The organism is Amycolatopsis benzoatilytica AK 16/65, assembly GCF_000383915.1.
Taxonomy (GTDB): domain Bacteria; phylum Actinomycetota; class Actinomycetes; order Mycobacteriales; family Pseudonocardiaceae; genus Amycolatopsis; species Amycolatopsis benzoatilytica.
In genome coordinates, this window is record NZ_KB912942.1 from 4477254 (window position 1) to 4500074 (window position 22821).

At 71.2% G+C, this 22821-nt stretch carries 22 protein-coding genes; 11 read left to right on the plus strand and 11 right to left on the minus strand.

Features of this window, described 5'->3' with window-relative positions; translation table 11 throughout:
• Positions 1–6: 6 nt before the first annotated feature.
• The 3 genes from hrpA to AMYBE_RS0120585 form a co-directional block, all read right to left on the minus strand.
• The gene (gene hrpA / locus AMYBE_RS0120570) at positions 7–3882 is read right to left on the minus strand and encodes an ATP-dependent RNA helicase HrpA (protein WP_020661274.1); all 3876 of its coding nucleotides are present in this window, start codon (positions 3880–3882) and stop codon (positions 7–9) included.
• Positions 3883–4097: 215 nt separating this feature from the next.
• Positions 4098–4568: a hypothetical protein gene (locus tag AMYBE_RS46240; protein WP_034287141.1), complete on the minus strand. Its 471-nt coding sequence runs from the start codon at positions 4566–4568 to the stop codon at positions 4098–4100.
• Between the two features lie 501 nt (positions 4569–5069).
• Positions 5070–5414 (minus strand): hypothetical protein, encoded by a 345-nt coding sequence (locus AMYBE_RS0120585; protein ID WP_020661276.1) that lies wholly within the window; start codon positions 5412–5414, stop codon positions 5070–5072.
• Positions 5415–5500: 86 nt separating this feature from the next.
• Between AMYBE_RS0120585 and AMYBE_RS0120590 the strand changes: the two genes are divergently transcribed.
• Positions 5501–6049 (plus strand): L,D-transpeptidase family protein, encoded by a 549-nt coding sequence (locus AMYBE_RS0120590; protein WP_020661277.1) that lies wholly within the window; start codon positions 5501–5503, stop codon positions 6047–6049.
• Here AMYBE_RS0120590 and AMYBE_RS0120595 read toward each other — a convergent pair.
• The 3 genes from AMYBE_RS0120595 to AMYBE_RS0120605 are packed head-to-tail and all read right to left on the minus strand — an operon-like array spanning position 6037 to position 8206.
• The gene (locus tag AMYBE_RS0120595) at positions 6037–7020 is read right to left on the minus strand and encodes a PHP domain-containing protein (protein WP_020661278.1); all 984 of its coding nucleotides are present in this window, start codon (positions 7018–7020) and stop codon (positions 6037–6039) included. The two genes, AMYBE_RS0120590 and AMYBE_RS0120595, sit on opposite strands and share 13 nt — an antisense overlap.
• Positions 7021–7038: 18 nt before the next feature.
• A complete protein-coding gene (locus AMYBE_RS0120600) occupies positions 7039–7542 on the minus strand; it encodes a metallophosphoesterase family protein (RefSeq protein ID WP_020661279.1) in 504 nt (167 codons plus the stop codon).
• Positions 7543–7546: 4 nt separating this feature from the next.
• Entirely contained in the window at positions 7547–8206 is a 660-nt protein-coding gene (locus tag AMYBE_RS0120605) for a GntR family transcriptional regulator (RefSeq protein ID WP_020661280.1), read from the minus strand.
• A 120-nt stretch (positions 8207–8326) separates the two neighbouring features.
• Here AMYBE_RS0120605 and araD point away from each other — a divergent pair, with 120 nt between their 5' ends.
• Both araD and AMYBE_RS0120615 read left to right on the plus strand, forming a co-directional pair.
• On the plus strand, positions 8327–10045 hold the full coding sequence (araD, locus tag AMYBE_RS0120610; RefSeq protein ID WP_020661281.1) for an L-arabinonate dehydratase: 1719 nt from the start codon (positions 8327–8329) through the stop codon (positions 10043–10045).
• Between the two features lie 89 nt (positions 10046–10134).
• Positions 10135–11910 carry a VanW family protein gene (locus tag AMYBE_RS0120615; protein ID WP_020661282.1) on the plus strand — a complete coding sequence of 592 codons (1776 nt, stop codon included), beginning with the start codon at positions 10135–10137 and terminating at the stop codon, positions 11908–11910.
• Here AMYBE_RS0120615 and AMYBE_RS0120620 read toward each other — a convergent pair.
• Positions 11894–12568: a TetR/AcrR family transcriptional regulator gene (locus AMYBE_RS0120620; protein WP_020661283.1), complete on the minus strand. Its 675-nt coding sequence runs from the start codon at positions 12566–12568 to the stop codon at positions 11894–11896. The two genes, AMYBE_RS0120615 and AMYBE_RS0120620, sit on opposite strands and share 17 nt — an antisense overlap.
• Positions 12569–12649: 81 nt before the next feature.
• On the opposite strand from AMYBE_RS0120620, the gene AMYBE_RS0120625 reads away from it, so the two are divergent.
• The 5 genes from AMYBE_RS0120625 (at position 12650) to AMYBE_RS0120645 (ending at position 17253) form a co-directional block, all read left to right on the plus strand.
• Positions 12650–13207 carry an ester cyclase gene (locus AMYBE_RS0120625; RefSeq protein WP_020661284.1) on the plus strand — a complete coding sequence of 186 codons (558 nt, stop codon included), beginning with the start codon at positions 12650–12652 and terminating at the stop codon, positions 13205–13207.
• A gap of 77 nt (positions 13208–13284) precedes the next feature.
• Positions 13285–14055 carry an ATP-binding cassette domain-containing protein gene (locus AMYBE_RS0120630; RefSeq protein ID WP_020661285.1) on the plus strand — a complete coding sequence of 257 codons (771 nt, stop codon included), beginning with the start codon at positions 13285–13287 and terminating at the stop codon, positions 14053–14055.
• Entirely contained in the window at positions 14031–15620 is a 1590-nt protein-coding gene (locus tag AMYBE_RS0120635; protein WP_020661286.1) for a hypothetical protein, read from the plus strand. The genes AMYBE_RS0120630 and AMYBE_RS0120635 overlap by 25 nt, the downstream gene beginning before the upstream one ends.
• A gap of 86 nt (positions 15621–15706) precedes the next feature.
• Positions 15707–16063 (plus strand): YciI family protein, encoded by a 357-nt coding sequence (locus tag AMYBE_RS0120640; RefSeq protein WP_020661287.1) that lies wholly within the window; start codon positions 15707–15709, stop codon positions 16061–16063.
• Entirely contained in the window at positions 16060–17253 is a 1194-nt protein-coding gene (locus tag AMYBE_RS0120645) for an RNA polymerase sigma factor (protein ID WP_020661288.1), read from the plus strand. Before AMYBE_RS0120640 ends, AMYBE_RS0120645 begins: the two co-directional genes overlap by 4 nt.
• Positions 17254–17364: 111 nt before the next feature.
• Here AMYBE_RS0120645 and AMYBE_RS0120650 read toward each other — a convergent pair whose 3' ends face one another.
• Positions 17365–18717 (minus strand): TrpB-like pyridoxal phosphate-dependent enzyme, encoded by a 1353-nt coding sequence (locus tag AMYBE_RS0120650; RefSeq protein WP_020661289.1) that lies wholly within the window; start codon positions 18715–18717, stop codon positions 17365–17367.
• Between the two features lie 212 nt (positions 18718–18929).
• On the opposite strand from AMYBE_RS0120650, the gene AMYBE_RS0120655 reads away from it, so the two are divergent.
• Positions 18930–19709 (plus strand): PIG-L family deacetylase, encoded by a 780-nt coding sequence (locus AMYBE_RS0120655; RefSeq protein WP_020661290.1) that lies wholly within the window; start codon positions 18930–18932, stop codon positions 19707–19709.
• A gap of 70 nt (positions 19710–19779) precedes the next feature.
• Positions 19780–19881 carry a GTP-binding protein gene (locus AMYBE_RS44990; RefSeq protein ID WP_020661291.1) on the plus strand — a complete coding sequence of 34 codons (102 nt, stop codon included), beginning with the start codon at positions 19780–19782 and terminating at the stop codon, positions 19879–19881.
• Position 19882: 1 nt separating this feature from the next.
• Here the strand turns inward: AMYBE_RS44990 and AMYBE_RS0120665 are convergent, their stop codons facing one another.
• A complete protein-coding gene (locus AMYBE_RS0120665; protein ID WP_020661292.1) occupies positions 19883–20281 on the minus strand; it encodes a RidA family protein in 399 nt (132 codons plus the stop codon).
• A gap of 62 nt (positions 20282–20343) precedes the next feature.
• Here AMYBE_RS0120665 and mtnA point away from each other — a divergent pair, with 62 nt between their 5' ends.
• Entirely contained in the window at positions 20344–21369 is a 1026-nt protein-coding gene (mtnA, locus tag AMYBE_RS42055) for an S-methyl-5-thioribose-1-phosphate isomerase (protein WP_020661293.1), read from the plus strand.
• A 31-nt stretch (positions 21370–21400) separates the two neighbouring features.
• Here the strand turns inward: mtnA and AMYBE_RS0120675 are convergent, their stop codons facing one another.
• Positions 21401–21616, minus strand: a complete 216-nt coding sequence (locus AMYBE_RS0120675; protein ID WP_027927846.1) for a ferredoxin — start codon at positions 21614–21616, stop codon at positions 21401–21403.
• Positions 21617–21618: 2 nt separating this feature from the next.
• Positions 21619–22809, minus strand: a complete 1191-nt coding sequence (locus tag AMYBE_RS0120680; protein WP_020661295.1) for a cytochrome P450 — start codon at positions 22807–22809, stop codon at positions 21619–21621.
• Positions 22810–22821 lie beyond the last annotated feature (12 nt).

The following is a 22821-nucleotide window of genomic DNA, read 5'->3' on the forward strand; positions in this document are numbered from 1 at the left end:
GCGACGTCAGGCCATCGCCTCGTCCAGCGCCTTCGTGATGCGCTTCAACGACACTGGCCGCGCCGTCCCCAGGGTCTGGGCGAAGAAGCTCACCCGCAGCTCTTCGATCATCCACCGCACCTCCGCCAGCGCCGGCGAAGACGTGCCGGGCGGCAGTTCGGCCAGCGCGTCGCGGTATTCCTTGGTGATCCACGCGACGTCGGCCATCCGTTGCAGGTCGCGGGTCGGCTCGGTCGGCAGTTTCTCCAGCCGGCGCTCGATGCCGCGCAGGTAACGGACCACATTGGACAGTCGGTCCGCGCCGGTCCCGGCGACGAAGCCCGGGTGCACCAGGCCGGTCAGCTGGGCCCGGATGTCGGCCAGCGACTCGGCCGGGCCCCGGGTGTCGGGCAGCTTCGTCTCGACGTCGTTGGCCGCGCGCAGGATCCGCTCGACCTGGGTCAGCACTTCCAGCACCTTCGGGTTCAGGCCGGCGCGTACCTTCTCCAGCAGCGCCGCGAACCCTGCCTCGTCCCAGACCGGGCCGCCGGCTTCGGCCATCAGCGCGTCCACCGCGCAGTCGACGCAGTCCTCCAGCAGCGCGGCGACGCTGCCGTGCGGGTTGCTGTTCAGCACGAGCTTCGACGAGTTCGACAGCGACCTCGTGATGAACTTCATCGGCGAGTTCAGGTTCAGCCGCAGCATCCGCCGCGTTCCGGACCACATCGCGTGCTGCTGCTGGGCGGGCGTGTCGAGCAGCCGGACGGCCACCGAACTGCCCTCGTCGACGAGCGCCGGGTACGCCTTCACGTCGTGGCCGCGCTGGGTCGAAGCGAACACCTTCGGCAGTTCGCCGAACGACGGCCGCACCAGGCCGGCCTTCTCGATGCTGTTGGCGGCCTTGGAAATCGTCTCCCGCACCTTCGGCGCGAGGCGGAGTTTCAGCGCTTCCAGGTCCTTGCCCTCGGCCACCCGCTTGCCGCGCTCGTCCACCACCCGGAAGGTCATCCGCAGGTGGTCCGGCACTGTCGTGAGGTCCCACGCCGAATGCGGCACGTCGACGCCGCGCAGGGTGTGCAGCTCGTCGCCGAGCACGTCGAGCAGCGGGCCGTCCGAAGGGGACATCCCCTTCAGCGCCTCGGCCGCGGTGTCCGGTGCCGGGACGAAGTTGCGCCGCAACGCCTTCGGCAGCGACTTGATCAGCTGGGTCGCGAGCTCACCGCGCAGGCCGGGCACCTGCCAGTCGAAACCCTCGGGCGTCACCTGGTTCAGCACCGGCAGCGGCAGGTGCACCGTCACCCCGTCGGCGTCCGCGCCCGGCTCGAACTGGTAGGTGAGATTGAAGACCTGATCGCCCTGCGTCCATGAGTCCGGGTAGTCCGCTTCGCTGACTCCGCCGGCGATCTCGTTGATCAGCATGGACTTTTCGAACGAAAGCAGGTCCGGCTCGGTTCGCCGCGCCTTCTTCCACCAGGTGTCGAAATGCCGCACCGAGACCACGTCGTCCGGCACCCGCGCGTCGTAGAACTCGTACAGCGTCTGGTCGTCCACCAGGATGTCGCGCCGCCGGGCGCGGTTCTCCAGGTCCTCGACCTCGTCCAGCAGCGCGCGGTTCTCGGCGAAGAACCGGTGGTTCGTGTGCCAGTCGCCCTCCACCAGGGCATGCCGGATGAACAGCGCGCGGGAGATCTCCGGGTCTATCCGGCCGAAGTTCACCCGCCGGTCCGCGACCAGCGGCACGCCGTACAGCGTCACCTTCTCGGTCGCCATCGCCGCGCCCTGCTTGCGCTCCCAGTGCGGCTCCGAATACGAGCGCTTCACCACGTGCGCGGCCAGCGGCTCGACCCATTCCGGCTCGATCCGCGCGTTCACCCGGGCCCACAGCCGCGAGGTTTCCACCAGCTCGGCCGACATCACCCAGCGGGGCTGCTTCTTGAACAGCGCCGAGCCGGGGAACACTCCGAACCGGGCCCCGCGCGCGCCGAGGTAGTCGCCCTTCGCCGGATCCTTCAGCCCGATGTGCGAGAGCAGCCCGGAAATCAGCGCCGTGTGCACCTGCTGTGGCTCGGCCGGGGTCGTGCTGAGCGTGATGCCGAGCGGTTTGGCGAGCTGTCGCAGCTGGCCGAAGATGTCCTGCCATTCGCGGATCCGCAGGTAGTTCAGGTACTCGGCGCGGCACATCCGGCGGAACTGGTTGCCGGTGAGCGTTTTCTGCTGCTCGCTGACGTACTCCCACAGGTTGAGGTAGGCCAGGAAGTCCGAGGTCGGATCGGCGAACCGGGCGTGCTGCGCGTCGGCCGCCTGCTGCTTCTCCGCCGGCCGCTCCCGCGGGTCCTGAATGGACAGCGCGGCGGCGATGATCATCACCTCGCGCACGCAGCCGTTCCGCGCCGCTTCCAGCACCATCCGGCCCATCCGCGGGTCCACCGGCAGCAGCGCGAGCTTCCGGCCGACCTCTGTCAGCTTCGAGGAATCGCCGGTTTCGAACGCACCGAGTTCCTGCAGCAGCTGCACGCCGTCGGCGACCTGGCGGCGATCCGGCGGCTCGACGAACGGGAACGCCGCCATGTCGCCGAGGCCGAGCGAGGTCATCTGCAAGATCACCGACGCCAGGTTCGTGCGGAGGATCTCCGGGTCGGTGAACTCCGGCCGGGATTCGAAGTCCTCTTCGGAGTACAGCCGGACGCAGATGCCGTCCGAGGTCCGGCCGCAGCGGCCCTTCCGCTGGTTCGCGGACGCCTGCGAAACCGCCTCGATCGGCAGCCGCTGCACTTTGGTGCGGTGGCTGTAGCGCGAGATGCGCGCGGTGCCCGGATCGATCACGTACTTGATGCCGGGCACGGTCAGCGACGTCTCGGCGACGTTCGTGGCCAGCACGATCCGCCGTCCGGCGTGCGACTGGAACACCCGGTGCTGGTCGGCGGCCGACAACCGCGCGTACAGCGGCAGCACCTCGGTATTGCGCAGTTCCAGCCGGTTCAGCACGTCCGCGGTGTCGCGGATTTCGCGCTCGCCGGAGAGGAAGACGAGGATGTCGCCCGGGCCTTCGGCGGACAGCTCCTGCACCGCGTCGGCGATCGCCTGCGTCTGGTCGCGGTCCGCGTCCCCTTCGGGATCGTCCGGGTCCGCCAGCGGCCGGTAGCGCACCTCGACCGGGTACGTGCGGCCGGAGACCTCGACGATCGGCGCGTCGTCGAAGTGCCGGGAGAACCGCTCCGGGTCGATCGTCGCCGAGGTGATGACGACCTTGAGGTCGGGACGGCGCGGCAGCAACTGCTTGAGGTAGCCGAGGATGAAGTCGATGTTGAGGCTGCGCTCGTGCGCCTCGTCGATGATCAGCGTGTCGTACTGGCGCAGCATCCGGTCGGTCTGGATCTCGGCCAGCAGGATGCCGTCGGTCATCAGCTTGACCAGGGTGTCCTGGCCGGAATGGTCGGTGAACCGGACCTTGTAGCCGACGGTGTCGCCGAGTTCGGTCTTGAGCTCGCTGGCGATCCGGTCGGCGACCGTGCGCGCGGCCAGCCGGCGCGGCTGGGTGTGCCCGATCTGCCCGCGCACGCCGCGGCCCAGCTCGAGGCAGATCTTCGGCAGCTGGGTGGTTTTGCCCGACCCGGTCTCCCCCGCGACGATGACCACCTGGTGGTCGCGGATCGCCTCGCCGATCTCGTCCTTGAGCTTGCTGACCGGCAGCTCTTCCGGGTACTCGATCTTCGGCACGCTCTCGCGGCGCTGCAGCACGCGCAGCTGCGCGGTCTCGATGTCGGCAGCGATCCGGCCGGCCGCTTCCTGCGGGTCACGTGCGCGACGGGCCCCGTCGAGGCGGCGGCGCAGGCGGTGCTCGTCGCGCAGCGTCAGCTCGGGGAGCTGGGCGCGCAGCGCCGCGAAGGGAGATGGAGTGGACATACTTGGGACAAGGATAGTCGGCCGCGAGCGCGGTCGCTTCCGAATATGCCCGGGGCGACAGTCCGGGCCGGCGAGGGCGGCGGCCGGACCCTTGCCCGCGAGATCCCGCAAGCGGCTGCCTGCCCTCGACCGAGGCTGGCCGCCGCTCGCCGGACTTCGCGGGCCGGCAGGCGACGAGACATCGTCGGCTCGTCACCGCCGCGCACCGGCCGCGGTCAGGCGCGGGGGCCGCCGGCGGGCGGGTAGCCGCCCTGCTGCGGGTACTGCGGCCCGCCCTGCTGCGGGTACTGGGTCTGGCCGAACTGCTGACCCGGCGGAGGAACCTGGCCCGGCTGTCCGCCGAACTGGGCCTGCTGTCCGTACGGCGGCTGCGCGCCGAACTGGCCGGGCTGGCCGTACTGTCCGGGCTGCGCCGGCTGTCCCGGCGGCGGGAACTGCTGGCCCTGCGCGAACTGGCCCTGCGCGGCCGCGGTGTGGTCGAACTGGTTCTCTCCGTTGCCCTTCGACCGCTTCGCGAGGACGAACTGCAGCCCGATCAGCACGAGCCCGGCGAAGCCGAGCACCAGGCCGAACACCGGCTGCATGTCGTCGGCCCAGGCGATGATCCGGAACTCGATCTTCGCCAGCCGCAGCAGCAGCGAGCCGAAGCCGAGGAACACGAACAGTCCACCGATTCTGGCCAGCATGACGGATCTCCTTACACACGCGAGGACGGGGAGTCCACGGGCCCGTCCCCCCAGTGAGGTCCGGCGTGGAGCCCGAACGCTAAAGCGCCCGCGCCTCCGGCCGCCGCGTTTTGGCCGAAGCGTTACCGACCGTGACCATCAGTCATCGGACGGGTGCGGTGCGCTTCTCCGAGCCGACCAGCTTGACGGGCAGCAACCAGGTCAAGCGGTCCGAACGGAGTACCGCCAGCGGTCCGATCACTGCCAGCAGCAGCACGTACCCGATCGCGCGGCCCGACCAGACGGGGGGCGAGCACCCCAATGTGGCATTGGGTGCGTCGCATGCAACCAATGCCACATTGGGTGCGTCGCATGCAACCAATGCCACATTGGGTGCGTCGCATGCACCCAATGTGGCATTGGGGCGAGGTATTGACAGCCGGGTACAGCGCGAGGAGCAGGTCCTCCAGCACCACGATGCCCATATCAGGCCGGGACGGCATCCGCGGGGAAGCGAAGTACTCAGCGATCAGGTGGAGCGCGTGCGGCGGCAGGCAACCGGGCGCGGTCGAGTTCGACCGGCGGGGCGGCGGGGCGGCGGAGCGGCGGGGCGGTGGAGAACGCGACAGCGCACCAGGTCGGCCGCGAAAGCCGGATCTCGCCTGGAGCGTCGGCGATCGGCAGCGGGTGCGCCGCGGCGAGATGCGGACCCTGCTCCTGCGACAGTGCCGGTTCGGGGTCGTGCGGATGCGACCGCGCCGGAGCCGGTCCGGCAACGGCCACGCCGAGCAGGAGCAGCAGCGCGGCCAGCAGCACGATGCGGATCGACCGGCGCTGCGGCGCGGACGCGTCGTGAGCAGCAGTCATCTCGAGCCCGAGTTCACCAGGTCTTTAACATCACCCGTTGAGTCCATAATGGACGGATTGGTGGCACCCGGCTATCCTGCCGAACCATGGAAACCCGGCAGATGCTCACGGTCGCCGCGCACCACGCATCCGCACGGGAATACGACGGCAGCCAGTGGCGCCAGGTGTTCGGCCCGTACCCGGTGCAGGTCGGCGCGAACGGCATCGGCGTCGCTCGCGAAGGGCTTTCCGTTACGCCAGCCGGAGTCTGGCCGCTCACCGAAGCCTTCGGCATCGAACCGGATCCGGGCACCCGGCTCCCCTACCGCCGAGTGACCACTTCGGACTGGTGGGTGTCCGACGCGCACTCGCCGCGGTACAACACGCATTTCCACGGTGCCCCCGGAAGTTGCCCCTTCGACGAGGCAGCCGGCGAGAACCTCGGCGAAGCCGGAGCGGCGTACGCGCACGCGGCGGTGATCGACTACAACCGCCGCCCCGTGGTTCCCGGCGCGGGCTCGGCGTTCTTCCTCCACGCGGCTACCGGCGGGCCGACCGCCGGCTGCGTCGCACTCGCGCTCGCCGACCTGATCGAAGTGCTTCGCTGGCTCGACCCCGCGCGGAACCCGGTGATCGACATCCGTCAGACCAGCTGATCCGCCGTCCGGGTGTTGATGATCCGCTCCGGCCCCAGCCCCGCCTGCTCCGCCCGCGCACAACCGTAGACCTGCCAGTCCAGCTGCCCGGGCGCGTGCGCGTCGCTGTCGATCGCGAACTCGCAACCCAGCTCGGCGGCCAGGCCCAGCAGCCGGGTCGGCGGGTCGAGCCGCTCCGGCCGGGAGTTGATCTCCACCGCGACGCCGTTTTCGCGGCATGCGGTGAACACCGTCTCCGCGTTGAATTGCGACTCCGGCCTGCTGCGGCCGCCGCTGACCAGCCGGCCGGTGCAGTGCCCCAGCACGCGCACGTGCGGATTCGCGACGGCCGCCAGCATGCGCGGCGTCATCTCCCGCGCCGGCATCCGCAGTTTCGAATGCACGCTCGCGACCACGAAGTCCAGCTGCCCCAACAGCTTCTCCGTCTGATCGAGCGCGCCGTCGTCGAGAATGTCGACCTCGATCCCGTGCAGCACCCGAAACGGCGCCAGCGTTTCGTTGACGCGCGCGACTTCGTCCATCTGCGCACGAAGCCGCTCCGCGGACAACCCGTGCGCGACAGTCAGCCGCGGCGAATGGTCAGTCAGCACGATCCACTCGTGCCCCAGTGCACGCGCCGTCTCGGCCATCTCCTCGATCGGACTGCCGCCGTCCGACCAATCGGAATGCGTGTGACAGTCGCCGCGAAGCGCCGCGCGCAGCGCACCGCCGTCCGGCAGCTCCGCCTTGGGCACTTTCGCCAGATACGCCGGCGTACGGTCGTGCCACGCGTCCTCGATGACGCCTGCGGTGGCTTTGCCGATGCCCTTCAACGCCTGCAGCGCCCCAGCGCGAACCCTCGACTCCAGTTCGTCGCCGGGCAGCCGGTCGACCACCGCGGCCGCTTGCCGGAACGCGCGCACGCGGTAGGTCGGCTCGCCGGCGCGCTCCAGCTGGAACGCGATGTCGCGCAGCGCGCGGGCCGGGTCCATGACTCCTGTTCTACCCGCTCAGCCGCGCCGAGGCAGCTCGTGCAGCTCGACGTCGGTCAAGAGCCCGTCGCGTATCGCCGCTGTCTGGTAGGTGCAGAACGGCTGCCGCCGCCGGTCGGTGGGCGAACCCGGATTGAGCAGGCGCAGGCCGCCGGGCGTGACGGTGTCCCACGGGATGTGGCTGTGCCCGAAGACCAGCAGGTCGACGTCCGGGTAGAGCGCATCGCAGCGGGCCGCGCGGCCCTTCGCGTCGCCGGTCTCGTGCACTACCGCCAGCCGGAGCCCGGCCACCGTTTCCCGCGCCACCTCGGGAAGGCGCTTCCGCAGCTCCGCGCCATCGTTGTTGCCGTAAACACCGATCAGCCGCGCGCTGCGCGCCGCCAATGCGTCGAGGGTGGCGACGTCGACCCAGTCGCCGGCGTGCACCACGACGTCCGCCCGCGCGACTTCGTCCCAGACTTGCGCGGGCAGTTCCTTCGCTCGTTTCGGCAGGTGGGTGTCCGCGACCAGGAGCAGCCGCACGCCGTCACTCCTCCCCGATCGCCTCGAGCACGTGGTCGAGGAACGCCGCGATGTGCGTGCGCAGCAGTTCGGCCGCGCCGTCCGCGTCGCCTTTCCTCGCGGCGGCGAGCACCGCCTTGTGCTCGGCCCATTCCTTGCGCCAGCTCGGGTTCGCGTCCCAGCCGACCACGGTGATCAGCGCCGCGCGATCGCGCAGGTCGTCCAGCATCGACACCATCAGCGGATTGCCGCAACCCGCGTACAGCGCGCGGTGGAATCGGCGGTTCAGCAGGCTCAGCGCGGTGTGATCAGCGTCCGCGAGAGCGCCGGACGCGTCTTTCAGCACCAGCGCGGCTTCGTCGAACAACGTCCGGTCCGCCGACCGCACGGCGCGGCGCAACGCTTCGGGCTCCAGCACCATCCGCACGTCGTAGACCGACCGCGCCAGCGACGCGTCGACCACGCAGACCGACGCGCCCTTGTACGGGCTGAACGTGACCAGCCCGGTGTTCGACAGGACTTTGAGCGCCTCGCGCACCGGCGTCTTCGACACGCCCAGCCGCGCGGCCAGCTCGGCCTCGACCAGTTGCTGCCCAGGCACCAGCTCGCGGGTGAGGATGCCGCGCCGGATCTCCTCCAGCACGACCTCGGTGCGGGAGGCGGGCAGGCTGAACGTGGAAGGCACGGACGCCCCCTTCTGGCTTTCGCGCTCGGCCCGCCCATTCAACCAGGCGGGCGGGCTGTCCCCTCGACACGTGCGATCATATATCAGATGCCATCCGTCGACCGAGAGGACAGCGCACCCGTGAAGGCACCCGAGGACTTGCGCAGCCACCGCTGGTTCGGCGGCGACGACCTGCGGAACTTCAGCCACCGCACCCGCGCCCGGCAGCTCGGCTACGAGCCGGAGGAGCACCTGGGAAAGCCGGTGATCGGCATTCTCAACACCTGGAGCGACATCAACCCGTGCCACCAGCACCTGCGCGAACGCGCCGAGCAGGTCAAGCGCGGCGTGTGGCAGGCGGGCGGGTTCCCGCTGGAGTTCCCGGTGGCGACGCTGTCGGAGACCTACCAGAAGCCCACCCCGATGCTGTACCGGAACCTGCTGGCGATGGAGACCGAGGAGCTGCTGCGGTCCTATCCGGTCGACGGCGCGGTGCTGATGGGCGGCTGCGACAAGACCACGCCGGCGCTGCTGATGGGCGCGGCCAGCGCCGGGCTGCCGTCGATCTTCGTGCCGGCCGGGCCGATGCTGCGCGGGCACTGGCGCGGCGAAACGCTCGGCAGCGGCACCGACATGTGGAAGTACTGGGACGAGCGGCGCGCGGGCACGATCGGCGACCGGGAGATGGCCGAGCTGGAACGCGGCCTCGCCCGCTCCCCCGGCCACTGCATGACCATGGGCACCGCGTCCACCATGACGTCCGCGGCCGAAGTGCTGGGACTGACACTGCCCGGCGCGGCGTCGATCCCGGCGGTCGACTCCGCGCACCACCGGATGGCCGCGGCGAGCGGCGCGCGGATCGTGGACATGGTCTGGGAGGACCTCACGATCGCGAAGATCGTCGACGAGCGCGCGTACGCCGACGCCATCACCACCGTGCTCGCGCTCGGCGGTTCGACCAACGCGGTGATCCACCTGATCGCGATGGCCGGGCGCAGCGGGATTTCCCTGACCCTGGCGGATTTCGACGCGATCGCGCGGCGCGTCCCGGTGCTCGCGAACATCCGGCCGGGCGGCGACTGGCTGATGGAGGACTTCTACTACGCGGGCGGCCTGCCCGGGCTGCTGTCGCGGCTGACCGACCTGCTGCACCCGGACCGGATCACCGTCACCGGACGCTCGCTCGCCGAGTCCCTCGCCGACGCGCGCGTGCACGACGACGACGTGATCCGCCCGCGCGCCAACCCGGTCGCTTCGGAAGGCGGAGTCGCCGTGCTGCACGGCAATCTCGCGCCCGGCGGCGCGGTGATCAAGCACGTCGCGGCCGATCCGGCACTGCTCACGCACACCGGCCCGGCGGTCGTGTTCGACAATTACCCGGACCTGAAGAAGCGGATCGACGACCCGGCGCTGGGCATCACCGCCGACTCCGTGCTGGTGCTGCGCGGGTCCGGCCCGCTCGGCGGCCCCGGGATGCCGGAGTACGGGATGCTGCCGATCCCGTCCTACCTGCTGGAGCAGGGCGTGCGGGACATGGTGCGGATCTCCGACTCCCGGATGAGCGGCACCAGCTATGGCGCGTGCGTGCTGCACGTGGCGCCGGAATCGCACGTCGGCGGGCCGCTCGCGCTGGTCCGCGACGGGGATCCGATCACCCTGGACGTGCCGGCCCGCACGCTGCGGCTGGAAGTGGACGACGCCGAGCTGGAGCGTCGCCGCGCCTCGTGGACCGCGCCCGCGCCGCGGTTCGAACGCGGCTACGGCGCGCTGTACTCGGAGCACATCACCCAAGCCGACGAAGGCTGCGACTTCGACTTCCTCGCCCGGGCCGGGCACAATCCGGAGCCCGACGCGGGCTGACCGGTTTGTTCCGCTGGGGGCAGTAGTCCGCCATGTCCGGCTCGGCCCGTACCCTGTTCCCTGGACGCAGCGAATCGAAGGGGCTCCAGGTGCAGGACGAACCGCGCTGGCCGGCAGTCGACCGGGATCAGACCGAGGTCATCCCGGTCGTGCCGGCCGAACCCCAGCCGCCGCGGCGCCGGCCCCGGCGGCTGCGCAAGGCGGGCTGGATCGGCGGCGGCGTGCTCGGCGTGCTGGTCGTGGCCTACCTGATCGACCTGCTGACCAGCCAGGGCCAGGTGCCGCGCGGGATCGTGGTGGCCGGCGTGGACGTCGGCGGGCTGGAGCGCCCGGTCGCCGAGCGCGAGCTGCGCGGGCAGATCGAGCCTCGGCTCACCCGGCCGCTCACCGTCACCGCGGGCCAGGCCCGCGCGTCGCTGTCGCCGACCGAAGCCGGGCTGAAGCTCGACTGGAGCGGCACCCTCGACCAGGCGGGCGATCAGCCGCTGAACCCGTTCACCCGGGTCGCGTCGTTCTTCACCAGCCGTGAACTGGGCGTGGTCTCGCATGTCGAGGACGAGAAGCTCGACCCGGCGCTGGAAGCACTGCGCGGCCGCGTCGACCGCGCCCCGGTGGAGGGCGCCGTCCGGTTCGAGGGGACCACGCCGGTCGCGGTCCCGCCGCAAGCCGGGCAGAAGCTGGACGTCGCGGCGGCCCGGGCGAAGATCCTGAGCGGCTGGGCGTCCGGCGATTCGCTGACCTTGCCGGTCGTGTCCGCGCCGGTGCACACCACCGCGGACGGCGTCCAGCGGGCGCTGACCGAATTCGCCAAGCCCGCGGTGTCCGCACCGGTCGTGGTCAAGGGAGAAGGCGCCGACGCGACGCTGACGCCGGAGCAGATCGCCGGCGCGCTCACCTTCGTGCCCGCGGACGGCGGCGGCCTCGCACCGACGATCGACCCGAAGAAGGTCACCGACGCGCTCGCTCCGCAGCTGAAGTCCACCGAGCAGGAGGGCAAGGACGCGAGCATCGCGTTCTCCGGCGGGAAACCGGTGGTCGAGCCGTCGTCGGACGGCAGCACGGTGGACTGGGGGCAGAGCCTCAAGCCGCTGCCGGCCACGTTGAAGCAGACCGACGGGCGCGAGCTGAAGGCGGTCTACCAGAAGACGCCCGCGAAGGTGACCACCGAGCAGGCGGACAAGCTGGGCGTGAAGGAAGTCATCGGCGAGTTCAGCACCGGCGGGTTCGCCGCCGACTCCGGCACGAACATCCGGGTGGTGGCCGAGAAGGTGAACGGCGCCATCGTGAAGCCAGGGGAAACCTTCAGTCTCAACGGGTTCACCGGTCCGCGCGGGCGGCCGCAGGGCTACGTCGAGGCGGGCGTGATCGAGAACGGCGCGCCGGCGCGCGAGGTCGGCGGCGGCATCTCGCAGTTCGCCACCACGCTGTACAACGCGGCGTACTTCTCCGGGATGAAGGACGCCGGGCACAAGGAACACAGCTACTACATCAGCCGCTACCCCGCCGCCCGGGAAGCGACGGTGTTCCAGAATCCCAACGGCGCCAGTGTGATCGACCTGAAGTTCACCAACGACTCGGACACCGGCGTCGCCATCCAGACCGTCTGGACCCCGTCGTCGATCACCGTGAAGCTGTGGGGCACGAAGCGCTACACCGTCGAGTCGGTCCCGGGCGAGCGGACGAACCCGACGCCGCAGCCGACCAAACCGGGCCCGGCGGAGAACTGCCACGCATCCAACGGCGCGCCCGGGTTCACCACGAGCGACACCCGGATCCTGCGCGACGCCTCGTCCGGCCGGGAGGTCTCCCGGCACACCCGGTCGGTCCGCTACAACCCGCAGCCGAAGATCACCTGCGGGGAGTGAGCCGCTGCAGCACCGCGGCCACCGCGAGGTCCACGGCGAACTCGAACTCGGCTTCGTGATCGCAGCGCGCCAGGTCCGGCGCCGCTTCGACGACCGCGGGCAGCCCGCTTTGCTCCAGGTCGGCGCGGCGACGGGCGATGCCCTCGTCGTCTTCAACCCCGAACGCCGGCCCGGCGCCGCCCTCGCGCGCTAGCGAGCCGACCACCACGGCCAGCAGCGCGCGCAGCAGGTGCACGGCCTCGTCCGGTGCGGCACCGGCCCTGCGCAGCACGGAAAGCACTGCCTCCGCCGGCACGAGCGCGGCAGCGGACGGCAGCTGCCGGGTGAGCACCAGCGACGCCGCCTGGGGGTGCGCCCGAGCGGCGCGCCGGAACGCCTGGGCGATGGCGCGCAGGTCGACGTCCGGCTGTCCGGTCTGCTCGGGCACGACGATCCGGCCGAGAAGGTGCCCGGCGATGGCGTCGAGCAGGCCCTCTTTGCCGTCGACGTGGTGGTAGAGGCTTTTCGCGTCGACCTCCAGCCGCTGCGCGACGGTCCGCATGCTGACCGCCGCCACGCCGTCCTCGTCGACCACGGCCAGCGCGGCGGTCAGGATCGCGTCCTTGGACAGCCGGAGTTCTCCCTTGCGCGGACGGCCGCGGCGCGTCGTGGTGTTCATCGGCCCCATCATGCCCCGGTTGCTTAAAACCCACAGTGTGGATTAAATTGGGCCGGGTCACCGCATCGTCAGGAGGACCCCGTGGACCCGTTGGACATCCCGCCGGCCGAAGTGCTGCGCGCCCGGCAGAAGCTCGTACTCGACCACTTCCACGACGAGGTGCGCCAGGACTGGGACGACGTGCTGGCCACGTTCCCGCACCCGCACTACGAGATCGTCCCGACGATGACGGTGCACGACGGCGACGCCGCGGTCCGCGGCTACTACGACGAGACCCGGCGCGCCTTTCCCGACCAGGACCACGAAATCATCGCGCTGCGGCACAGTTCCGACGCGGTGATCGTGGAGTTCTGGCTGATGGGCACGCACCGCGGCCCGCTCGGCAAGGTCGCCCCGACGGGGCAGCGGTTCCGGGTGCGGATGACCGCGTACTTCCTCTTCGACGAGAACGAGCGGCTGGTCTGCGAGCGGGTCTACTTCGACACGCTGACCATGCTCCGGCAGCTGCTGCGCGGCTACGAACTGCGGAAACCGAGCTCCTGGCCGAAGCTGGCGAAAGCGGTGCGCGGGCTGCTGGCGATGTCCGGCACTCCCGACCCGCGGCTCGCCGACACCACTCCCCCGGATCTGCGCGGCTGAGCCCGCTTCCGCCGCGTTACCGCCCTTTTCGTCGGTACCCGCGCGTACAGTCGGGCGCACCAGGAAAGGGGGACCCGGTGTCCGACGACGCGGCCATGGGGCTCTACGGGCTCACCAAACGATTCGGGACCACGCTGGCGGTGGACGACGTGCGGCTGGAAGTGCCGCGCGGATCGTTCTTCGGCCTGGTCGGCCCGAACGGCGCCGGGAAGACCACCTCGCTGTCGATGGCGGTCGGCTTGCTGCGGCCGGACGCCGGCGAGGCGCGAGTGTTCGGCGTGGACGTGTGGCGCGAACCCGAACGGGCGAAAAGCCTGATCGGCGTCCTTCCGGACGGACTGTCCATTCCGGAACGGCTCACCGGGCGCGAACTGCTGACGTACATGGGTTTGCTGCGCGGGCTCGCGCCGGAGACGGTCGCCGAGCGCGCCCAGGAGCTGCTGGGCGTGCTGGAGCTGACTGAGGCCGAGCGCACCCTCGTCATCGACTATTCGGCGGGGATGCGGAAGAAGATCGGCCTGGCGATGGCGCTGCTGCACGGGCCCCGGCTGCTGGTGCTGGACGAGCCGTTCGAGGCGGTCGACCCGGTGTCCGCGTCGACGATCCGGACGATCCTGCAGCGGTTCGTCGCGTCCGGCGGCGCGGTGGTGCTGTCGAGCCACGTGATGGCGCTGGTGGAACAGCTGTGCAGCCACGTCGCGGTGATCACGCGCGGGCGGGTCGTCGCCGCGGGCGCGGTCGCCGACGTGCGCGGCGAAGGCACCCTGGAAGACGCGTTCGTGCACATCGTCGGCGGGCGGACCGGTGGAGCGGAGGGGCTGGCGTGGTTGGCGTCCTCGTCCGACTGAAGCTTCGGGTCCTGCGCAATTCGCTGCGCGGGCGCCAGATCGCCGGGATGGTGCTCGGCGGCGTGTTCGGGCTGTTGGCGGCCGCGTTCACCATCGGCATCGCGGTGTTCCCGGTGCCCGAGGCCCGGATCAGCGTCGACCTGCTCACGTCGGTGTACGCGGTGTGGGCGGCGGGCTGGGTGCTCGCGCCGATCGCGACCGGCGGCGGGGACGACACCTTGCGCCCGGAGCATTTCGCGCTGCTGCCGATCGGACGGCGCAAGCTCGCGATCGGCTTGCTGGCGGCGAGTTTCGTCGGCGTCACCGCGGTAGTGAGCATGCTGGCGTTTCTCGGGCTGGCCTTCTACGGACTGCGGTTCGGGGCCGGCGCGGCGTTCGTCGGGCTGGTGTTCGGCGTACTGCAGCTGGCCTTCGTGGTGTTGCTGTACCGGGTGGTGATGGCTGCCCTGGGCGCGCTGCTGACCTCGCGCAAGGGCAAGGAACTGGGCATCATCGTGGTGGCGCTCACCGGGTTGTCCGGGGTCGCGGTGAACTACGTGGTGAACAGCCTGGGCCCGGCGATCGTCTCCGGCCGGATGCCCGGGTTCGTCAGCGTCATGCACTCGCTGCCGTCCGGCTGGGGCACGCTCGCCGTGCACGCGGCCGGCACGGGCGAATGGGCGGTCGCCGGCGGCCTCTTCGCGGCGCTGCTGGCGGTGATCGCGGTGCTGGTCGTGGTCTGGGGCGCGTTGCTCGCCCGGCAGATCACCACGCCGTCGTTCCGCGGTGCCGCGCGCACCCGCGCGAAACGCACCCGGGCGAGCCGCACCCTGCTGCCCGCGACCCCGGTAGGAGCGGTGGTGCGCAAGGAACTTCTCACCTGGTGGCGAGACGCGCGGCGGCGGGTCGCCCTGCTGTCGACGCTGCTGATCGGACTGGTGATCACGGTGGTGCCCGCCCTGTCCGGAGGCACTGGCGGGCGCGCGTCGATGCTGCCGTTTTTCGGGGTGGCAGTGGTGTTTTTCGCGTCCATGCAGTCCGGGAACCTGTACGGGATGGACGGCAGCGCGCTGTGGCACACGCTGGTCGTCCCCGGCGCGGAACGCGCGGACATCCGAGGCCGGCAGCTCGCCTGGGCACTGATCGTCGGCCCCGCCGCGCTGGCGCTGGCCATCGTGCTGCCCGCGGTCACCGGCAAAACGAGCGCGTACCCGTGGGTGCTCGGCCTCGTCCCGGCGGCACTCGGCGGCGGGGCCGGCGTGCTGGTGCTGCAGTCGGTCTTCCTCGCCTTCCCGCTGCCGGACCAGCGGCGCAGCAGCAGCCCGTGGTCGTCCGGCGGACGCCCTGGCTGTGCCCGCGCGGCGCTGATGCTGGCGACGACGCTGCTGATCGTGATCGGCGCGCTGCCGGTGGTGGCGCTCGGCGTCGCCGGGACTCTGGCGGACCTGCCGGTGCTGCAGTGGCTCGGCGTCCCGGTCGGCGTCGTGTCCGGCATCGCGCTGGCCTGGTGGTGGGGTTCGCTGGCACAGCGACGGCTGGTCGCGCGCGGCCCGGAGCTGCTGGCGACGGTCTCCAAAGAACGATGACGGAGTTGTGCCGGCGAGGTGTCGATTCGCGCTGGCCGCGTTCGTAGCCAGAGGAAAAGCCCCTTTGTTCCGGAGGAGGATCAGCCGTGCCCCAGTACCTGCTCGCCGTCCAGATCGATGAAGACACCCTGGAGACCGGCGAAGAGCAAAACGCGATGATGGCCCGCACCCAGCAGGTGACCGACGAGATGACGGCGGCCGGCGCCTGGGTCTTCGTCGGCGGCCTGCGGCCCCGGCTTTCCGCCACCGTCGTGCGCCCGGCCGGCGGCGGGGTCACGATCACCGACGGTCCGTTCGCCGAGACGAAAGAACAGCTCGGCGGGTTCTGGGTAATCCAGTGCGCGGATCTGGACGAGGCGCTCGCCTGGGCGGAGAAGTGCTCCTTGGCCTGCGGCCGCCCGATCGAAGTCCGGCCGTTCGCGGACGCGTCGGACTTCGAGTGAACGTAACCGAGGTCTACCGGGCGGAGTACGGCCGCTGCGTCGCGACGCTGACGCGCGTCCTCGGCGACCTCGGGCTGGCCGAGGAAGCCGTGCAGGACGCGTTCGCCACCGCCGTCACCGCCTGGTCCTCGGGCCTGCCGCCGAACCCCGGCGGCTGGATCGTCACCACCGCCCGCAACCGGGCGATCGACCGGCTGCGCCGCGAATCGACGCGGGAAGCCCGGCACGCGCAAGCGCTGCTGTTGCACCAGCCCGACGAACCGGCGGAGGAGGGCCCGGTGCGCGACGACCAGCTGCGGCTCATCTTCACCTGCTGCCACCCCGCGCTCTCCCCGCTGGCGCGGACCGCGCTGACCCTGCGGCTGCTCGGCGGACTGGAAGTCCCGGAAATCGCTCGCGCGTACCTGGTGCCGGAAGCCACCATCGCGCAGCGGATCGTCCGGGCGAAGAAGAAGATCCGCGACGCTGGCATCCCCTACCGGGTCCCCGGCGAGGCGGCCCTTCCGGACCGGCTGGCCTCGGTGCTCACGGTGCTGTATCTGGTGTTCAACGAGGGCTACACCGCGACGTCCGGCCCGCTGGTGCGGATCGACCTGTGCCGGGAAGCGATCCGCCTGGCCCGGGCGCTCGCCGAGCTGATGCCGGACGAGCCGGAAGTCACTGGGCTGCTGGCGCTGCTCCTGCTCACCGAAGCCCGCCGCCCGGCCCGCACCGACGCCGACGGCAACCTGGTGGTGCTGCCGGACCAGGACCGGTCGAAGTGGGACCGCGACCTGATCGCCGAAGGCCACGGCCTGGTCCGCGCCTGTCTCCGCCGCGGTCAGCCGGGCCCGTACCAGCTGCAAGCCGCGATCAACGCCGTGCACACCGACGGCCCGGCGACGGACTGGACGCAGGTGCTGGCGCTCTACGACCAGTTGCTGGCGGTCACGCCGACGCCGGTCGTGGCGTTGAACCGCGCCGTCGCCGTCGCCGAGGTGCACGGCCCGGCCGCCGCGCTGGCCATCGTGGACGAACTGGACCTGCCCGGGTACCACCTGCTGCCGGCCACCCGGGCGGATCTGCTCGCCCGGATGAACCAGCCCGCCGCCGCGGCCGACGCGTATGCCGAAGCGATCGCGTTGGCCGCCAACGACACCGAGCGCGCGTTCCTGGAGCAGCGACGGGCCCGGCTCGTTTCCGGCGCTTGAGCCGGCTCGGCTAACCGGCGGATGCGGTCCGCCGGTTACCTGGGTGTTCGCCGGGCGCGGGCTCCGCGGCGCAGCCGGTTCCTCGGCCGATCCGCTCCGCGCCGAGGTCGGCTACGGCAGCGCGGCCAGCGACTCGGTCAGCGCCGACTCCGGCAGTTCGTTGTCCACCATGTTCCCGGCCAGGTACTCGCCGTATGCGGGCAAGTCGAGGTGCGCGTGCCCGCAGAGCGCCGTCAGTATCACCTTTTCCTCGCCGGTCTCCTTGCACCGCAACGCTTCCTGGATGCACGCCGCCAGCGCGTGGGTCGGCTCGGGGGCCGGGATGATGCCCTCCGTGCGGGCGAACCGCACTCCGGCGGCGAAGCATTCCTGCTGGCCGATCGCGAGCGCTTCGATCAGGCCGAGTTCGTAGATGTGCGAGATCAGCGGCGACATCCCGTGGTAGCGCAGGCCGCCGGCATGGATCGGGTCGGGGATGAAGTCGTGGCCCAGGGTGTGCATCTTCAGCAGCGGCGTGAGGCCGGCGGTGTCGCCGAAGTCGTAGGCGTAGCGGCCGCGGGTGAGAGTCGGGCACGCGGCCGGTTCGACCGCGCGGATGACCGGGTTCATCCGGCCGGCCAGCTTCTCCCGCAGGAACGGGAAAGCGAGCCCGCCGAAGTTGGAGCCGCCGCCGGTGCAGCCGACCAGGACGTCGGGGGTGTCGCCTGCCATCTCGAACTGGCGGAGCGCTTCCTCGCCGATCACGGTCTGGTGCAGCAGGACGTGGTTCAGCACGCTGCCCAGCGCGTACCGGGTGCCTGGATCCGCGGCGGCCTGCTCCACCGCTTCGCTGATCGCGATGCCGAGGCTGCCGGTCGAGTTCGGGTCCTGTGCCAGGACCGCCCGCCCGGCCGCGGTGCGATCCGACGGGCTCGGGTACACCTGGGCGCCGAACGTCTCCATCATCAGCTTGCGATAGGGCTTCTGGTCGTAGGACGCCCGCACCTGCCAAACCTCGCAGGACAGCCCGAAGGTGGCGCACGCGAACGCCAGCGCGCTCCCCCACTGCCCGGCGCCGGTCTCGGTGGTGAGCCGGGTGACGCCCTCGGCGGCGTTGTAGAACGCTTGCGGCACAGCGGTGTTCGGCTTGTGCGAGCCGACTGGGCTGACGCCTTCGTACTTGTAGTAGATCCGGGCCGGGGTCCCGAGCGCCTTCTCCAGCCGGTGCGCCCGGTACAGCGGGGACGGCCGCCACAGCCGGTAGATGTCGCGAACCTCTTCGGGGATGTCGATATAGCGCTCTGTGCTGACTTCCTGCTCGATGAGCGCCTGCGGGAACAGCGGGGCCAGATCGGCCGGCCCGACCGGCTCGCGCGTGCCCGGGTGCAGCGGCGGAGGCGGCGGCTCGGGAAGGTCCGGGACCACGTTGTACCACTGGGTCGGAAGGTCGGCCTCGTCCAGAATGTACTTCGTCCGTCCTGCCATGACGCCTCCTCGGGTCGGCGGCCCCCAAGGTAAGCCGGGCGGGCGGAGATGCCAAGCGGCCGACCGCGCGAGGCGTCCCCTGGCTCCGGAGAACCGGCAGGCCGCCACGGCGGGCTGTCTACGCTGTCTACAATGGAGGCGGTGACCGGTTCGCCGGAACCGGGTTCCGGCGGGCACCGGTTTTTGTCGGACCCCGGCGGTAGATTCGTGGCATGGCGACATTGGTGACGTTCCACGCGCACCCGGACGACGAATCGATCATGACCGGCGGCGTGATGCGCAAGGCTGCCGACGAGGGGCACCGGGTGGTGCTCGTGGTGGCCACGCGCGGCGAGAAGGGCGAGATCCCGGAGGGGCTGCTCGCCGAGGGCGAACAGCTCGCGGACCGGCGAGTCCGGGAAACGCACGAGTCGGCCGAGGTGCTGGGCGTCTCGCGCGTGGCGTTTCTGGGCTATGAGGACTCCGGGATGATGGGCGACCCGGCGAACGACGGCCCGGACACGTTCTGGAGCGCGCCGCTCGAGGAGGCCGCCGCCCGGCTGGCCGAGATCCTGCGCGAAGAGTCGGCGGAGGTGCTGACGGTCTACGACGACTTCGGCGTCTACGGCCACCCGGACCACATCCAGGTCCACCGCGTCGGGATGCGCGCGGCCGAACTCGCGGGCACGCCGAGGGTGTATCAGGGTTCGGCGAACCGGGACCGGATGCGCCAGGCCGCCGCGGCCGCGCGGGAGGCGGGCGCGGAGATCGGTCCGGACGAGGACATGGTCATCGGCAAACCGGAAGCCGAGCTGACCGCGGTAGTGGACGTGTCGGGGTACCTGAAGACGAAGCGGGCGTCGATGCGCGCGCACCGGAGCCAGATCAGCGAGGAGTCGTTCTTCCTCGCGATGCCGGACGACAAGTTCGGGGAGGCGTTCGGCACCGAGTGGTTCATCCGGGAGGGGCAGGGCCCGGGGGTGACCGAGACGGACCTGATGGCAGGGCTCTGAGCCGGCGGCGGCGAAGCGGGACCGGCGGCTGGACGCCCCAGTCGCCGGCGTCGGCCAGCTCGTACCTCCGGTGCACGCCCTGCAAAGCAAGCTCGTCTTCATCGGCCGGAACCTGGACCGGACCGAGCTGGCGGACACCGTCGCGCGGTGCGCGCTCGCCGCCGCCCGGTGAGTCAGGCGAGCGCGGCGGTCACGTCGAGTTCGACACGCTGACCGGGGAAGCCCAGACAGGTCACGCCGACCAGGGTGCTCGCGGTGGTGAAGGCGGCGGCGATCGGCGAGTTCGTGAACCGCTGCCACACCTGCGCCAGCGTCGCTTCGTCCGACGTGGCCACGTAGATCACCGTGCGCACGACGTCCTCCGGGGTGGCGCCAGCGTGCCCCAGGGCGGTCAGGGTGTTGGCGACGACCTGGTCCACCTGTGCGAGGACTCCGCCGGCGACCACCTCGCTTTCCCGGTTCAACGGGCACTGGCCGGCCAGGTGGACGGTGCGGCGCGAGTCGACGGTGGTCACGTGGTGGTAGCCGGGTGTGGGGTGCAGATCGGACGGGTTCTCGCGTTGAATGGTCACGAGGCGGATCGTCGCTCACCTCGGCGGCGGACCGCCACGGGATTTCCGGACGGAGAAAGCGCATGCGCAGGACGATCGACTGGGCCAGCGGGGCGATCGAGATCGTGGACCAGGTCGCCTTGCCCGGCGAGTACCGCACGCTGAGGTTGCGCACCGTGCCGGAGTTGATCGACGCGATCCAGCGGCTGGCGGTGCGCGGCGCCCCGGCGTTGGGTGCGGCGGGCGCACTGGGCGTCGCGCTGGCGGCGTTCGCGGGCGGCGATGTCGGCGCGGCGGCGCAACGGATCGCGCACGCCCGGCCGACCGCGGTCAACCTGGCCTGGGGCGTCGAGCGGGCGCTGGCGATGCTCCCGCACGGCGCCGACGCGGTGCTGGCCGAGGCGCGGGCGATGCTCGACGAGGACGAACGCCGCAACCGGGCCGCCTCGGGGCATGCGGCGGAGTTCGTGCTGGCGCAGTGCTCGCGACGGCCGTTGCGGTTGCTCAGCCACTGCAATACCGGGCAGTTGGCGACCGTCGCCTGGGGCACCGCGCTCGGAGTCGTCTGGCATTTGCACGCGCGCGGACTGGTGGAGTCCGTGCTGGTGGACGAGACGCGGCCGTTGCTGCAAGGGTCGCGGCTGACCGCCTGGGAACTCGAACAGGCCGGGGTGCCCTACCGGGTGCAGCCGGACAGCGCGGCGGCCGCGGCGATGGCTCGCGGGATGGTCGACTGCGTGCTGGTCGGCGCGGACCGGATCGCGGCGAACGGAGACGTGGCCAACAAAATCGGCACCTACGGGCTGGCGATCGCCGCCGCGCACCACGGGGTGCCGTTCGTGGTGGTCGCGCCGACGTCCACTGTGGACGAACGGCTGGCGAGCGGGGCGGACATCGCGATCGAGGAACGCGCCGACGGAGAGCTGACCGAGTTCGCCGGCACCCCGGTCGCGCCAGCCGGAGCGGCCGCGTTCAACCCCGCGTTCGATGTCACCCCCGCCGCGCTGATCACGGCGGTGGTGACGGAGAACGGGGTGCGCGGCCAGCACCGGTCCGGCGGGGCACCGTCGAGAGATCGGGTCCGTGAAGGGCCCCTTGAGGGAATCTGATTCCGGCAAGGGGCCGTTCACGGACAGCTGGCTAAGGCCGCGGACCCACCACGTCCGCGCCGTCCCGGATGGTGATCGCCATCGCCGGGCAGGAATCCGCCGCGTCCAGGACGGTCTCGTCCGGTTCGGCCTCGTCCGCCACCGGCCGGGCGACCGCTCCGTCCAGCACGAACGCACTCGGCAGCAGCGAGGCGCACATGCCGCTGCCGATGCACGCTCCCCCGTCGACCTCGACCTGCCAGGCCATCGTCACCATCCCATCGGCATCGAACGCGGTCCGCGGACCAGCATCTGAGTTTTCCACTCTACGTCGCCGGCCAGCCGAAGCCCGGGCATCTCGCGAGTCAGCGCCCGCAGTGCTTCCTGCAGTTCCAGCCGGGCGAGCGGGGCGCCGAGGCAATGGTGCACGCCGTGCCCGAATCCCAGGTGGTGATTGTCGCCGCGGTCGAGGACCAGCCGGTCGGCGGTGCCGAACTGGAGCCGGTCGCGGTTCGCCGCGCCGATCGCCACCAGGACCGGTTCGCCCTTGCGCACCAGCACCTCGCCGACCTCGACGTCCTCGGCAGCGTAGCGAGCGAAGTTGGCGCCCGCGCCGAGCGGCACGAAGCGGAGCAGTTCCTCGACCGCGGTCGGGATCAGGCTCGGGTCGGCGCACAGCCGGTCCCAGTGTTCGCGCTGGTCCAGCAGGGCGTAGACGAAGTTCGGGATCTGGCTCGCGGTGGTTTCGTGCCCGGCGACGAGGATGCCGACGCACAGGTCGACCAGTTCGAGTTCGGTGAGCCGGTCGCGCACGTCGCGCGCTTCGATCAGCGCCGTCATCAGATCGTCCCGCGGCTGCTCGCGGTGCTCGGCGATCAGGCCGGCCATGTACTCGCGCAGCTCCGCGCGGCTGCGTTCGGCCTCCTCGGCGGTGAGCCGGGTGGACGACAGCGCCGCGTCGCTCCATTCCCGAAACTGCGGCCGGTCCGAGACCGGGACGCCGAGCAGCTCGCAGATCACCGCTACCGGGATCGGCAGCGCGTAGAGGTCCACCAGGTCGGCTGGCTGGCCGTGCTGGCGCAGCTGTTCGATCAGGTCGTCGGCCAGCCGGGCGACCCGGGGCCGCAGTTCTTCGACGCGGCGCGCGGTGAACGCCTTCGCGACGAGCGTGCGCAGCCGGGTGTGGTCCGGCGGGTCCATCCCGAGGATGCCGCCCGGGCGCCGGTAGGCCGACATCCGCGGTTCGTCGCTTTCCTGGGCCAGCGCACGGGAAAACCGCCGGTCGCCCAGCACCAGCCGGGCGTCCGCGTACCGGGTGGCCAGCCAGGCGACGTCGCCGTGCGGCATCTGGACGCGGATCATCCCCGCGTCTTCGCGGGCGGCCGCGTAGGCGGCGTTGAGCGCGAGGCCGGCTTCCTCGTTGAACGGGTAAGCGAGCGGTTCGGTGTGCGTGGTGGTCATGCCAGCGACTCC

Excerpts from the sequence above, each read along its gene's own strand:
- hrpA (WP_020661274.1), bottom strand. The coding sequence starts at position 3,882 with ATGTCCACTCCATCTCCCTTCGCGGCGCTGCGCGCCCAGCTCCCCGAG.
- AMYBE_RS46240 (WP_034287141.1), bottom strand. The coding sequence starts at position 4,568 with ATGCTGGCCAGAATCGGTGGACTGTTCGTGTTCCTCGGCTTCGGCTCG.
- AMYBE_RS0120585 (WP_020661276.1), bottom strand. The coding sequence starts at position 5,414 with ATGACTGCTGCTCACGACGCGTCCGCGCCGCAGCGCCGGTCGATCCGC.
- AMYBE_RS0120590 (WP_020661277.1), top strand. The coding sequence starts at position 5,501 with ATGGAAACCCGGCAGATGCTCACGGTCGCCGCGCACCACGCATCCGCA.
- AMYBE_RS0120595 (WP_020661278.1), bottom strand. The coding sequence starts at position 7,020 with ATGGACCCGGCCCGCGCGCTGCGCGACATCGCGTTCCAGCTGGAGCGC.
- AMYBE_RS0120620 (WP_020661283.1), bottom strand. The coding sequence starts at position 12,568 with ATGAACACCACGACGCGCCGCGGCCGTCCGCGCAAGGGAGAACTCCGG.
- AMYBE_RS0120650 (WP_020661289.1), bottom strand. The coding sequence starts at position 18,717 with ATGGCAGGACGGACGAAGTACATTCTGGACGAGGCCGACCTTCCGACC.
- AMYBE_RS0120655 (WP_020661290.1), top strand. The coding sequence starts at position 18,930 with ATGGCGACATTGGTGACGTTCCACGCGCACCCGGACGACGAATCGATC.
- mtnA (WP_020661293.1), top strand. The coding sequence starts at position 20,344 with ATGCGCAGGACGATCGACTGGGCCAGCGGGGCGATCGAGATCGTGGAC.
- AMYBE_RS0120675 (WP_027927846.1), bottom strand. The coding sequence starts at position 21,616 with ATGGCCTGGCAGGTCGAGGTCGACGGGGGAGCGTGCATCGGCAGCGGC.
- AMYBE_RS0120680 (WP_020661295.1), bottom strand. The coding sequence starts at position 22,809 with ATGACCACCACGCACACCGAACCGCTCGCTTACCCGTTCAACGAGGAA.